Source organism: Shewanella sp. ISTPL2 (assembly GCF_013283205.1).
Lineage (GTDB): Bacteria > Pseudomonadota > Gammaproteobacteria > Enterobacterales > Shewanellaceae > Shewanella > Shewanella oncorhynchi.
This window is the reverse complement of record NZ_JAAPAV010000001.1, coordinates 2,538,205-2,552,528: the sequence shown is the minus strand read 5'-3', so window position 1 is coordinate 2,552,528 and position 14,324 is coordinate 2,538,205. Positions and strand designations below refer to the sequence as shown.

Below are 14,324 nucleotides of genomic sequence, written 5' to 3'. Positions count from 1 at the left end.
GCTAGTTATCACACAATATCCGTGTATTTACACATTCCCCTCGCTGAACTGTTTTAAATTTTTAGCCTATTCGATGTTATTTAAATATCCATAAAAATAGGCTCTTTGATAAGTGTTAAGCAGCAACACAATCAAAGAGCCTATTTAAAATCAATGAGCTAATTCCACAAATATCTGAGTGCTAGGTTTTTAACTTGCCTAACTGCTCATGTTGCTGCTTCACTAAGTTTGCTAAAACTACACTGCTTTGCTGTGCTTCACCCGCAAGACGCGCAAGTTCAGAAGCCGAATCAGAAATGCCTGTAATATTGCGATTAACTTCTTCAGTCACCGCGCTCTGCTCTTCTGCCGCTGCCGCGATATGGGTCACCTGCCCAGAGATTTCTTCAATTTGACTCACCATAGAGTTCAATGAGTTCAGCGCTTGCTCAGTTTGAGATACGGCCATTTGTGCCCGTTCAGCGCCTTTATCTATGATGCCAGAAGCACTTTGAACTTCTTTTTGCAGTGCATCGATAAGAGTACTAATATCATTCGTCGAGCTTTGAGTCTTAGATGCCAGCGCACGGACTTCGTCAGCCACCACAGCAAAACCCCGTCCTTGTTCACCCGCCCTCGCCGCCTCAATCGCCGCATTTAATGCCAGCAGGTTTGTTTGTGCGGCAATGGAGCTGATCACCTCAAGAATACGACTAATATTCATACTGCTGTCTGCAACTTTACTCACGGCCAGCTTAGCTTCCATTGACTCTTTAGACATAGTCGCCACAAAGCCCATCGCCTTAGTCAGACTTTCTTCACTGTGACGAATGTTGCGTGACATAGCTTCTGTTTCTGCAGCGGTTTGCTCAGACGCCTTAGCAACCTCAAGTGCAGTGGCACTCATTTGGTTTACGGCCGTTACCACACTCTCAATTTCACCATATTGACGATTGACACTATCACGCGTGAGCTGGGCAATTTTCGCTGAAGCTTGGCTTTCTTCCTGAGAACGACTCGCGAGAGTTTTAAGCTCGGCAATCAGGTTTTTCAGTTTATAAATAAAGGAGTTGAAACCTTTTGCTAACGCAATCAACTCTGCATGGGAGTCCACTTCTATCGATTGCGTTAAATCGCCATCAGCGCTTGCCAGGTGTTCTACACGGCCTTGGATCATCTTTAAGGGTGAAATAATGCTACGGATCACTAGGCTAATCGTAATCACAGCAGCAATCGACACGACAACACCGACCATGAGCAACAAACTTCCCAAGGAAGTTGCCATTTCATCCATATCATTATTCAACACAATCGAACTCTTGTACGCCTGCGCAGTTGGCACTTGGATCACTAAGGACCACTCGGCATTCGCTAAAGGGATCTTAATTGGGTAGGCAACAATAATTTCATCATCGTTAACCATGTAACCCGAGTTCTTGTGTAACGATATGATTTGTGAGGCAATAGCTGGATTTATAGACTCAGCTAAAGGACGAGCCTTTTTACTGTAATGACTTGCTGCAACCACTAAACCGCGGGTACTCAATAAAGTTACTTTCGCTTGCCCATCGTAGAGGCTCTTAGATAACTTATCGATAAGGGTTTGAAAGACGGGTAAGTTTAAATCAACACCGACCACACCGATAAACTGTTTACGCTTAAGCACAGGAACAGTTAGCGAGGTCATTAATGCTTTGTTACCGGGAGTGATTTCGTATAAATACGGCTCCATTAGACAGGGCTTTAAGGTTTCTTTACCGCATAAATACCATTCTGCATCACGGATCCCAAATTCATTTAGGCTAGTAAGGTATTTTTCTGACGAATCTTCAACCTGTTGATGTGCAACAGTGCCATTGTCATCACGGGTATAGTAAACCTCTAGGGCACCTGATGTCGTGACACTGTGGCTGGAATTAATATTCAGAAACTCAGTATCGAGCCCATCATAACCATTAGGTTCAAACTGGGCATACATGGAGGAAACTTGCGCATTCTTCTTAAGCACAGCCGCCACAGTGAGTTCTAAACGATCACGCTTTAAGGGAAGTTCTTCTGCCGTACTCTCCACCATACCGGCAAAAGAGTAAGGAATACGATAGGCTTCGTTAATAAATCCAGCGACCATTTCGCCATATTCACCGGCGCGGGCTTCGAGTTTATCCCGCGTTTCAGTTTGTAGGGTATTTTGAACTTGATCCGATAATTGCGCGTTTTGAGCCGACAGTGTCCACCATAAACTGATAGATAAAATAGCCACTATCGATAAAAATAATGCTGATGTAATCCACAACAACTTAGTACTGATGGACAAATGCTTCATCTAGTAAACTCCCAAGAGAACGACAATAGCGTAATTATTTTGATCTACTTTATTTTTATACTTTCTATACAGCATTAAAAATAGCACTTAGGGTAAGAATTACCAGTACTTAAGATAAAGAGTTGTCAATGGAATGTAAAACTTTTGAATGACTAAATCAAAAAAAGGCCAAATTCAAATAAATGAATTCAGCCTTTAATATCAAACACTATTCTTGATTGAGTCTAGGATTAGCGTCCCCACAACCAAGCGGCGCCACGCACCCCCGATGAAGCACCATAATAATTTTTAACAACGGGTGTGTGGCACTCTCGGCCAACCACATAGAGCGGCAAAATTTTCGGTAATTCGGTATAAATAGCATCGATGTTAGACACGCCGCCACCAAGGACGATAACATCAGGATCCATCATATTGATCACATGGGCCAATGAACGGGCTAAACGATCAATAAAGCGGTTAAATGCTTGAGTTGCCAGCGGATCTCCCGCTTGCATCATTTGGGCAATTTCAATACCGCTGTCAGCAACACCGCCCGCAGCGCGAAAGTCGCGAACAAAGCCTGTTCCAGATATAAACGTTTCGATACAGTCTCTATTACCACAAAAACACGTCGTGGTATTAAATTCATCGGCTTTCATCCACGGTAAAGGATTATGGCCCCACTCACCACCAATACCATTGCCACCGTCATGTACTTGGCCTTTAATTGCGATACCAGCACCACATCCCGTTCCAATAATGGCACCAAATACAACGGACTTTCCTGCGGCTGCGCCATCTACCGCTTCTGATACGGCAAAACAGTTCGCATCATTAGCAATTTTTACTTTACGATTTAATCGAGTCCCCAGATCCACATCGAGTGGATGACCATTGATCCAAGTTGAATTAGCGTTTTTTACTAGGCCAGTAAAAGGAGAAACAACCCCAGGAATACCAATCCCGATAGTGGCGGTTTGCTGCAGGCTGTCTTCGACTTCAGTTACCAATGCAACCAAAGCATTGACTGTCGCAACATATTCTCTCGGTGTCGGGATGCGTTTACGAAAGACTTCGTTACCATCGCTATCTAATGCGACTACCTCGATTTTTGTGCCACCAAGATCGATACCAATTCGTAACATTCATATACTCCGTTTAAATATATTTAACGCAAAGCGGTGCATTAACAACCTGATGCATATCTGCAACTGTAGAGACGCTGCTAAGTAGAACTTTTCGTTTTAAAGTTATCTACATTAGAATTTCCAAGCGCACTATGCCTGCTGGACAAACAGCAATCAACCTCAATGTATTTAAATACACCATAGCGCATACCCGCACATGCCATTATCTGCTTATCCGATAGTACTGCGAATGTTCCTTGATTTATACGCAGCAGAAAAACTTAGATAGAACTGTCCCCGCTTAAATCCACCTTAAAATTGATAAGGTCATTTGTAACAAAGTCTGTTTTTGCCTATGTCTGCCATTGGTTTGAATTGGTTATCGCCTTATACTTTTGAGCTCAAATATTAAAACAACAATGTTGGAAGCAAGCGATATGACTATTGGGACTGCTCCGGTAAGTAAAACACATTCATTTATGACTGTGTCTCTTATCGAATTATGGGAACGCTTTGGTTATTACGGCATGCAAGCGCTGATTGTGTACTTTATGGTGCAGCGCCTTGGCTTTGATGACTCACGTGCAAACTTAGTATGGAGTGCCTGTGCGGCACTTATTTATGTATCACCGGCGATTGGTGGCTGGGTTGGGGATAAAATTCTCGGCACCAAACGCACTATGCTGCTCGGTGCGGGGATCCTCTCTCTGGGTTATGCGCTAATGGCCGTACCTACTGAAAATACGTGGTTTATGTTTTCAGCGCTCGGCGTGATTGTGGTCGGTAACGGCCTATTCAAGCCGAATGCGGGTAACTTAGTTCGTAAGATTTACGAAGGTGACGATTCTAAAATCGACAGTGCTTTTACCATCTATTATATGGCGGTAAACGTAGGTTCGACCTTCTCTATGTTGCTCACGCCTTGGATTAAAGATTACGTTAACGCCCAGTATGGCAACGAATTTGGCTGGCACGCGGCCTTTGCTGTGTGCTGTGTCGGTATATTGGTGGGGTTAGGTAACTATGCACTCATGCGTAAGAGTCTAGTCCATTACGGTTCTGAGCCAGATACTCGCCCAGTGAACAAGAAAAACCTCGCGATTGTATTGGGTCTATCCGCATTGTCGGTTGTCGCTTCAGCCATTATTCTTGAATATGAAGCTGTCGCGCGCGTCTTCGTTTATGCAGCAGGCGTAGCCGTATTGGCAATCTTCTTCCACTTGATCCGCACCAGCGAAACCAGTGAAAGAGCAGGACTGATTGCAGCGCTGATCCTTACCGTGCAAACCGTGTTCTTCTTTATTTTCTATCAACAAATGTCAACGTCACTCGCGCTGTTTGCCCTGCGTAACGTGGATTGGGATTTTCAAGTTTTTGGTACCCACTTGTGGACTTGGTCACCTGCCCAGTTCCAAGCATTAAATCCATTATGGATTATGGTATTAAGTCCAGTACTCGCATGGAGCTATTCGTGGGCTGGACGCAATGATAAAGACTTTTCTATCGCGGCGAAGTTTGCCCTCGGTTTTGCCGTTGTGGCAATTGGCTTCTTTATCTATGGCTTTGCGGGCCAATTTGCAGTCAATGGTAAAACCTCTTCATGGATCATGATCTGGGGCTATGCCTCTTACTCTTTAGGGGAATTGCTGGTGAGTGGTCTTGGACTTGCCATGATTGCTCGCTACGTACCTGCACGTATGGGCGGCTTTATGATGGGTGCCTATTTCGTCGCATCAGGTATTTCACAGTATCTGGGCGGTGTGGTTGCTAACTTCGCCAGTGTCCCCAAAGATTTAGTCGACCCACTGCAAACCTTACCCGTATACACAAGTCTGTTTAATAAATTGGGTATAGCCGCTGTGGTCTGTACCTTTATCGCACTTGCGGTATTACCTCTGATGCGTCGCCTGACTGAGACTCACCATTCACATAACAATGCTGCTGATCATGATATTAATGAAAGTGCTGCGGCATCGCTACGGGATGTGAAAGCCGAGCAGTAATGCTCGACTGACAATAGCGATTTTTCTATTGCATAACATTAACTGCCGATAGCCCTGCTATCGGCAGTTTTTTTATCACTTCATTCAACATCGTTTATACCCTTATATTGCTACTCATAACCAAATGAGCTTTAGCGAAAGTCATGCAATTCTACTGTGACTGGCTTAGCGCTGAGTTGCTGAGAATAAGAACTTCAGTTCCACATTATCGGCCCTCACACGCAGATGACTTCAGTCCCTCGATTTGTTACAAAGCAAGTATGGACTCGGACGCACTCGGTTTAATAGCGCTGCTCAAGTGCAAACTCAAATTGACATGACTAATGAAATAACGAAGGGAAAAGAGTTAGCCGTTCAAGCTTGAGAAGCACGGAACTTAGCCCCATATCAATAACACTGAATATCTTTTATTCATCAAGACTGAGCCATTAACGCTTGTTCTTCACTATGCGACTAACACTGTTAGCGCCTCTTGTTGTCGCTAGCAAAAACGGCAGTCACTTGGAGACACTATGTCACAACAGACATCAATATTGGCCGATATTCCCTTCTCGCTATTGGAACTCGCGCCCATGCGCCAAGGCTCAACCGTGGGTGAAACGCTGCACAGCAGTTTGCAGTATGCCAAGGAAGCCGACAGACTCGGCTTTAATCGTTTTTGGTTTGCAGAACACCATAATATGCCCGGTATCGCTAGCGCGGCGACCTCGGTATTAATTGGCTATATTGCTGGCAATACTCAGCGTATTCGCGTCGGCGCGGGTGGGATTATGCTGCCAAACCATGCGCCTTTAGTGGTCGCCGAACAGTTCGGTACCCTTGAAAGCTTATATCCTGGTCGAATCGATTTAGGACTAGGCCGCGCGCCCGGCAGCGATCAAATTACCAGCCGAGCACTGAACCGTGATACCAGTCGCGCCGAACAATTCCCCGAAGAAGTCAGTGAATTACAAACTCTACTTGGTCCTTACAATGGTCGCCATGCGGTGCGAGCGATTCCCGGAGAAGGTACTAATGTGCCAATTTGGTTATTGGGCTCGAGTCTTTTTAGCGCACAGTTAGCGGCGCAGCGCGGTTTGCCCTATGTGTTTGCGGGCCACTTTGCACCACGCTTTCTCTACGATGCGATTGAAATCTATCGCCGCGACTTTAAACCTTCTCAAGTGCTTGATAAACCCTATGTGATGCTCGGTTTGCCGCTAGTTGCCGCCGATACAGATGAAGAGGCGCAATATATGGGCACGACCTCAAAACAGCGCGTACTGGCACTTATCCGTGGTCACGAGTTATGGCTAAAGCCACCAGTTGACACTATGGATGGCTTATGGAGTGCGCAAGAAGAAACCTATGTCGATAATTTCTTAGGTTTATCAGTTACTGGTGGCCCAGCGACGATTAAGCATCGTTTGGAAATGATCGTAAAAGAACTCGGCGTGAATGAGTTTATCTTTACCAACGACTTGTATGATCTTGATAAACGCAAAAAAGCATTACAGATCCTAATGGATATTAAAAAGTAGTGATTCATTTAACTGATGAGTGCTGAAAGTCACTGGCAGTAAAAACAGCCAACTCCAAAACAATCGCCCCAATAAAAATCCCGCCGAAGCGGGATTTTTATTATGCAAAACTGTCATCTAAAACCGTTTTTATATCAAAGTGATATTAGCTTTTCAGTACGGCATTGAAGCTGGCGTTAAGAATACCAAGGCCTGCATCAATTTGTGCATCCGGCGCCGTTAATGGCACCAAAATGCGCAGCACATTACCGTAAGTACCGCAGGATAATAAAATCAATCCACGGTCACGGGCATCGCTCAACACTTGCGCGCAATAGTGCGGTGCAGGTTTACCTTCTTCCATCAGTTCGATGGCGATCATCGCGCCTAAACCACGCACATCGGCGATTTGCGCATGTTCGACCTGCATTACATTCAGGGCAGACTTAATGCGCTCACCAATGGCATTAGCCCTTTTTAGCAACTTTTCTTCTTCAAACACTTCAATGACAGCAAGCGCAGCAGCGCACGCTAACGGATTACCACCATAAGTACCGCCAAGACCACCGGGACCCACTGCGTCCATGACTTGAGCGCGGCCGGTAATACCTGAGAGTGGAAAACCACCCGCGATAGATTTGGCAAAGGTCGTGATATCTGCAGCAACACCCATTTGCTCCATAGCGAAGAAAGTGCCAGTACGGCCCGCGCCTGTTTGCACTTCATCGGCGATCAGCATAATGCCTTCACGGTCGCATAGTGCGCGTAAACGTTGCATAAAGGCGGGCGATGCAGCGTAGAAACCGCCCTCGCCCTGCACTGGCTCTAAAATAATGGCGGCGATATCACTCGGCTCGGCATCATTTTTAAAGATACGTTCAATCGAGGCCATAGCATCATCATCGGACACGCCATGCATTTCGCACGGGAACTCAGCGCGGAACACATTCGCCGACATCAGTCCCATACCTTTACTGTAAGGCGCGACTTTTCCGGTCAATGCCAAGGCCGCAATAGTACGACCATGGTAGCCCGACGTAAACGCAATCACGCCAGCACGTTTGGTATAGGCACGCGCCACTTTAACTGCGTTTTCAACCGCTTCTGAACCACTAGTGAATAGTGCCGTCTTCTTGGCAAAATCCCCAGGAACCAGTTGATTGAGCTTTTCACATACTTGGATATAGCTCTCGTAGCCGAGCACCATAAAACAAGTGTGGGAGAAATTATCCAGCTGAGCCGCAACCGCCGCCTTCACTTTAGGGTGAAGATGACCGGTATTAAGCACAGCAATGCCGCCCGCAAAATCGATAAACTCGCGACCTTCAACATCCCACACAGTCGCATTTTCGGCGCGGGCGGTAAAAATAGGGTGAATTTGCCCGACACCACCCGCAACTGCGGCTTGGCGACGTGCCATCAATGAATCATTGGTTGTTGTCATTTAGTCTTCCTCACTCGCCAAATCGGACCGTATTAAACGGACATGCAGATGTATTTGATTTCTAGATATTCTTCGATACCGAACTTAGAGCCTTCACGGCCAAGCCCTGAAGATTTCATCCCACCAAAGGGCGCGACTTCCGTCGAAATCAAGCCAGTGTTGACCCCAACCATGCCGTACTCCAAGGCTTCGGCGACTTTCCACACCAATGAAATATCGCGACCATAGAAATAGGCGGCGAGGCCAAATTCAGTATCATTAGCTTGTTTAATCACATCGTCGACATCGCTGAATTTAAACAGCGGCGCGAGTGGACCAAAGGTTTCTTCGCGGGCAACAAGCATGCTTTTATCGACATTGGTGAGCACGGTTGGCTCGAAGAAATTACCGCCAAGATCATGAACTTTGCCGCCCGCGATCACAGAGGCGCCTTTAGCGATAGCGTCGATAAGATGACTCTGTACTTTCTCGACCGCGGCAGTATTGATCAACGGACCCGTAGTGATGCCCTCGTTGATGCCCTCTCCGACCTTAAGCTTGCCAACAGCAGTGCTAAGTTTTAAGGCAAACTCGTCGTATACACCGTCTTGCACATAAATGCGGTTAGCGCAGACGCAGGTTTGGCCGGCATTACGATATTTAGCTATCATGGCGCCTTCGACAGCGGCATCGATATTGGCATCGTTAAATACGATAAATGGTGCATTGCCGCCAAGCTCTAGCGACAGTTTTTTTAAGGTAGGCGCACATTGCGCCATTAATTTAATACCGATATTGGTTGAGCCAGTGAAAGACAGCTTACGCACTATGGGATTAGCACACATTTCATTACCAATCTGCACCGCATCACCCGTTAACACACTAAATACGCCCGCAGGAATACCGGCACGCTTAGCAAGTTCAGCCATCGCTAATGCGGTAAAGGGTGTTTGGTGCGCAGGTTTTACCACCATAGTGCAACCCGCAGCTAACGCTGGAGCGGCTTTGCGGGTGATCATCGCGGCAGGAAAGTTCCACGGCGTAATCGCGGCGGTTACACCGACAGGCTGCTTAATTACTATCAAGCGCTTATCCCCTTGATGCCCAGGAATGGTATCGCCATAAATACGTTTCGCTTCTTCGGCAAACCACTCGATAAACGAAGCGGCATAGGTTACTTCACCTTTGGCTTCTGCCAGCGGTTTACCCTGCTCAGTCGTCATGAGCAATGCTAAGTCATCACTGTTTTCATTGAGTAATTCAAACCAACGCCTTAACTTAGCGCCGCGCTCTTTGGCTGTGAGTGCGCGCCATGCAGGTAAAGCCGCTTCTGCCGCCTTAATCGCCATCTCAGTTTCAACTTGTCCCATATTAGGAACGTAACCAATCACGGCATTGGTTGCAGGATTAACCACCTTTAGCGTGTCACCAGAAACGGCATCACACCATTGACCATTAATAAAAGACTGTTGACGTAGCAAACTCGGATCATTTAATTGCACAAGGATTTCCTCGTATTGTGAAGCTACCTAGCTTCTTAAAAGTGATGATGTTAAAGACCTAGTTTGTCTCTTAACGTGTAATACCAAGCTCCGATAGCACTAAAAGGGACGCGAAGTGCGTGACCGCCGGGGAAAGGATAATGTGGCAATGCAGCAAAGGCATCGAAGCGCGTGGCTTGGCCGTTGAGCATTTCAGCAAGTAACTTGCCTGCCAGATGGGTATAAGTGACACCGTGGCCACTGCACCCCTGTGAATAATAGATGTTCTTACCGATACGACCGACCTGTGGCAGGCGCGACAGCGTCAGTAGGAAGTTACCCGTCCACGCATAATCGATCTTCACATCCTTTAATTGTGGGAAGGTTTTGAGCATGTTTGGAATAATGATCGATTTAATGTCCGCCGGATCGCGGGCACCATACACTACGCCACCGCCGTAAATCATCCGCTTGTCGCCAGACAGACGGAAATAATCGAGCAGATAGTTACAATCTTCGACGCAGTAATCCTGTGGTAATAAGCTCGCAGCCAGATCGGCACTCAAAGGCTCTGTGGTAATCACTTGCGTGCCGCAGGGCATAGATTTCGCCTGCAACTCAGGCATTAACTTACCTAAATAAGCGTTACCTGCCACGACCACAAACTTAGCTTTGACACTGCCCTGCGCCGTATGCACAACTGGACTATCGCCTTCATCGACACTCAACACCGCTGAGTCTTCAAAAATTTTACCGCCGAGGGATTCAACCGCGCGCGCTTCGCCTAGGGCTAAATTAAGCGGGTGAATATGGCCACCGCTTTTATCGAGTAGACCACCGACATAACGCTCAGAATTTACCACACCGCGAATACCTTTAGCATCGAGAAGTTCGAGCTGATTAACATGGCCGTGGCTTTCCCACAGTTGTTTTTGATGGCGTAGATGGCCCATTTGTTTTTCGTTCATCGCGGCAAACACGCCGCCATCTTTTAGATCGCATTGAATATTATACTTAGCAATACGATCACGGATGATTTGCCCGCCCTCAAAGGCCATTTGGCCAAAGAGTTTACCTTGTTCTTTACCGACTGTTTTTTCAATAGTATCAATGTCACGGCTATAACTATTAACGATTTGTCCGCCATTACGGCCCGAGGCGCCCCAGCCAATGCGAGCGGCTTCTAACACCACCACACTCATGCCAGATTCTAATAAATGCAGCGCGGCAGAAAGACCTGTATAACCTGCGCCAATCACACAAACATCGGCTTCAATCGATTCCTGTAGACGCGGACGTTCAACCTTATCGTTGGCCGATGCCGCATAATATGATCCAGCGTGAGCTATGGCAGACATGTTGTTCCCTTGAATTCTAATGTTCATTATTTTAAACAGCCATCACATCCTACACCTTCATAAAACGAAACACTAGCCAGAAAAGCGCAATAATTTACATTTTGTTTGATATATCAAACACGCGATTATTTTTAGCTCAGTGATTCGATTCTGGTGATCTTGAGTAACAGGACTAGCCTGCAAAGCAAAGCGGGTGATGGGAGCGGTGACAAATATCAAGGATGGCTTTGGCAATACCAAAGCCATCCCAAAATTAAGCTAACTAGTTCATTGGTGTACGGTCGCGTTTCTCTGCCCGTCTTGCCATATACCAAGAAAGGAAAGCGATGAGTGAAACACACAGTATGATCAGCGTCGCTAAGGCATTGATCTTAGGAGAAACCCCTAAACGTACAGAAGAGAACACCACCATAGGCAAGGTCGTTGCACCAGGGCCTGAGGCAAAACTTGCGATCACTAAATCGTCTAAGGACAAACTGAATGACAACAACCAACCCGCCACCAGCGCCGGCGAAATCATAGGCACAGTGATCAAGAAGAAAGTCTTGAGCGGTGTTGCCCCTAAGTCCATTGCCGCCTCTTCGATTGACATATCAAGCTCGCGCAATCTTGAAGACACCACCACAGCCACATAGGCAGCACAAAATGTTGAGTGTGCAATCCACACTGTCATCATGCCACGCTCTCTGGGCCAGCCCAACAAATCTGCCATGTGCACAAACAGTAAAAGCAAAGACAGACCAGTAATCACTTCAGGCATTACCAGCGGTGCAGTAATCATGTTCGACAGGGTCAGTTTTGCCCATGAACGCTTAAAGCGTGTCATCACAAAGGCTGCCATAGTACCGATAATAACCGCCATAGTTGAGCTATAAAATGCTATCCGCAGGCTGGTCCATACAGCATCTAAAATCTGTTGGTCTTGAAATAACTCGCCATACCATTTAGGTGAAAATCCGCCCCATACTGTCACTAATTTAGAGTCGTTAAAGGAATAAATCACCAGCACTAACATAGGTGCATACAAGAAAAACAAGCCAAACCAGAGCATCACTGAAGAAAAGCTTAATTTTTTCATAGGTCTTTCTCCAAACTACGCGCCTGATAGCGATGGAATAAAGTAATCGGAATAATCAATAGACCCAACATCACAATCGCCAGTGACGAAGCCACAGGCCAGTCGCGGTTATTGAAAAACTCTTGCCATAACACTCGACCTATCATCAAGGAGTCGGGACCACCGAGTAGCTCAGGGATCACAAACTCACCCACGGCAGGAATAAACACCAACATAGAACCGGCAATCACACCACTTTTTGACAGCGGGAAGGTGATTTTCCAGAAGGTATTCAAACGGCTTGAACCCAAGTCAGACGCAGCTTCAATCAAACTCATATCAAGTTTCACTAAGGTGGCGTACAAGGGCAGAATCATAAAGGGTAAATACGCATAGATGATGCCGATATACACGGCAATATTGGTATTGAGGATCTGTAACGGCTCAGAAATAATCCCCAACCACATCAGTGAATTATTGATAATACCAGTGTTACTTAAGATCCCCATCCAAGCGTAAACACGGATTAAAAATGAGGTCCAAGAAGGCAACATAACTAACAGCAGCAGCACGGTTTGCAACCGCGCAGGGGCACGGGCAATGGCATAGGCCATTGGGTAGCCAATAATCAAGCAACCCAAGGTCGAAATTAACGCCATTTTCAATGAGCTGAGATAAGCCATGTAATATAGCGAATCATCGAGCAACATCAAATAGTTACCCAAATGCAGGAAGATATTTAATACATCGTCAGCATATTGGAATGTTGCTTCATAGGGCGGGATAGCAATCGCCGCCGTCGAAAAACTCAGTTTAAGGACAATCGCAAACGGTAAGGCAAAAAACAGCAGCAGCCAAGCGTAGGGAATACCTATGGTCCAGAAGCGGCCCTTAAGCCACTTTAATTTAATGGGTTTCTTCATGATCTCAACACCACGCCACTGGTGTCCTCCCAACTAATGAACACTTCGTCATCCCATGTGGCATGATCGGCGCGGCGTTCACGGTTAGTCATACTGCACTGTACGATTTGACCATTCTCTAAACGAATGTAGTAGACTGAAATACCGCCTAAATACGCGATATCATGCACGATTCCTTTCGCCCAGTTGTACTGACCTTCAGGCTGTTCACGGCTAATAATGGTCTTTTCGGGACGCACTGCTAACCAAACATTCTTATCTTCAACGTTAGTCGTGACGCCATAACCGACATAGAAAGGTTGGGCCAAATCATTGGACTTAATGATCAGATGGTCGACTTCATCCACTTCAATCGCGCCACCAAACAAATTCACAGTACCGATAAACTCGGCAATCATACGACTGTTCGGGCTTTCGTAAATATCCATTGGCGAGCCAGTTTGAGCAATCCAGCCATCACTCATGATCGAAATTCGACCAGCCATTGTCATGGCTTCTTCCTGATCGTGGGTCACCATCACGCAGGTCACACCGACACGCTCAAGGATTTCAACCACTTCTAGCTGCATTTGGGTACGCAGTTTTTTGTCCAATGCGCCCATAGGCTCATCGAGCAGTAATAATTTAGGTCGTTTCGCCAATGAACGGGCCAGTGCAACACGCTGGCGCTGACCACCGGATAACTGATGCGGTTTACGCTTACCGTATTGCTCCATATGCACGAGTTTCAGCATATCTTGCACACGCTGTTCAATTTCGGCTTTAGGCAGCTTGTCTTGCTTCAAACCAAATGCAATGTTTTGTGCCACTGTCATGTGGGGAAACAAAGCATAGGATTGAAACATCATATTGATGGGACGTTCGTATGGCGGTAAATCAGTGATATCTTCCCCATCAAGGAAAATACGGCCAGAGGTGGGCTTTTCAAAACCCGCCAACATGCGCAGTAGTGTTGACTTACCCGAGCCAGACCCGCCAAGTAAGGCAAAAATTTCGCCTTTATTGATAGTTAATGACACATCGTCGACAGCCCGCACGTCATCGAATAATTTGCTTACCCGCTCAATCTTGAGCAGTACTTTTTCTTGCGTCTTTGTTGTCGGTTTATTGGTGACGCTCGAGGTGATTGCCATAGTACTTCTCCACCCGAAAATGAGGCGTAGATACGC

10 protein-coding genes are annotated in these 14,324 nt (G+C 46.4%); 2 read left to right on the top strand and 8 right to left on the bottom strand.

Annotated features, from left to right (window positions below):
- Window positions 1-181 precede the first annotated feature (181 nt).
- Together HUB64_RS11285 and mak are read right to left on the bottom strand one after the other, a co-directional pair.
- The gene (locus tag HUB64_RS11285; RefSeq protein ID WP_105249900.1) at window positions 182-2,302 is read right to left on the bottom strand and encodes a methyl-accepting chemotaxis protein; all 2,121 of its coding nucleotides are present in this window, start codon (window positions 2,300-2,302) and stop codon (window positions 182-184) included.
- 230 nt (window positions 2,303-2,532) lie between these two features.
- Window positions 2,533-3,429: a fructokinase gene (mak, locus tag HUB64_RS11280; protein ID WP_028760873.1), complete on the bottom strand. Its 897-nt coding sequence runs from the start codon at window positions 3,427-3,429 to the stop codon at window positions 2,533-2,535.
- Window positions 3,430-3,848: 419 nt separating this feature from the next.
- Between mak and HUB64_RS11275 the strand changes: the two genes are divergently transcribed.
- Both HUB64_RS11275 and HUB64_RS11270 read left to right on the top strand, forming a co-directional pair.
- Window positions 3,849-5,414 carry a peptide MFS transporter gene (locus HUB64_RS11275; RefSeq protein ID WP_028760874.1) on the top strand — a complete coding sequence of 522 codons (1,566 nt, stop codon included), beginning with the start codon at window positions 3,849-3,851 and terminating at the stop codon, window positions 5,412-5,414.
- A 512-nt stretch (window positions 5,415-5,926) separates the two neighbouring features.
- Entirely contained in the window at window positions 5,927-6,934 is a 1,008-nt protein-coding gene (locus HUB64_RS11270; protein ID WP_173497021.1) for an LLM class flavin-dependent oxidoreductase, read from the top strand.
- 145 nt (window positions 6,935-7,079) lie between these two features.
- Here the strand turns inward: HUB64_RS11270 and gabT are convergent, their stop codons facing one another.
- The 6 genes from gabT to potA form a co-directional block, all read right to left on the bottom strand.
- Complete coding sequence (gabT, locus tag HUB64_RS11265; protein WP_173497020.1) at window positions 7,080-8,357, bottom strand: 4-aminobutyrate--2-oxoglutarate transaminase; 1,278 nt, start codon at window positions 8,355-8,357, stop codon at window positions 7,080-7,082.
- Window positions 8,358-8,389: 32 nt separating this feature from the next.
- Window positions 8,390-9,838, bottom strand: coding sequence for an NADP-dependent succinate-semialdehyde dehydrogenase (gene gabD, locus HUB64_RS11260; protein WP_173497019.1), 1,449 nt, complete (start codon window positions 9,836-9,838; stop codon window positions 8,390-8,392).
- Between the two features lie 50 nt (window positions 9,839-9,888).
- On the bottom strand, window positions 9,889-11,175 hold the full coding sequence (locus HUB64_RS11255) for an FAD-binding oxidoreductase (RefSeq protein WP_173497018.1): 1,287 nt from the start codon (window positions 11,173-11,175) through the stop codon (window positions 9,889-9,891).
- A gap of 262 nt (window positions 11,176-11,437) precedes the next feature.
- On the bottom strand, window positions 11,438-12,253 hold the full coding sequence (locus HUB64_RS11250; protein ID WP_105249905.1) for an ABC transporter permease subunit: 816 nt from the start codon (window positions 12,251-12,253) through the stop codon (window positions 11,438-11,440).
- Entirely contained in the window at window positions 12,250-13,155 is a 906-nt protein-coding gene (locus HUB64_RS11245; RefSeq protein ID WP_028760880.1) for an ABC transporter permease subunit, read from the bottom strand. Before HUB64_RS11245 ends, HUB64_RS11250 begins: the two co-directional genes overlap by 4 nt.
- Complete coding sequence (gene potA, locus HUB64_RS11240) at window positions 13,152-14,288, bottom strand: polyamine ABC transporter ATP-binding protein (protein WP_028760881.1); 1,137 nt, start codon at window positions 14,286-14,288, stop codon at window positions 13,152-13,154. Before potA ends, HUB64_RS11245 begins: the two co-directional genes overlap by 4 nt.
- Window positions 14,289-14,324 lie beyond the last annotated feature (36 nt).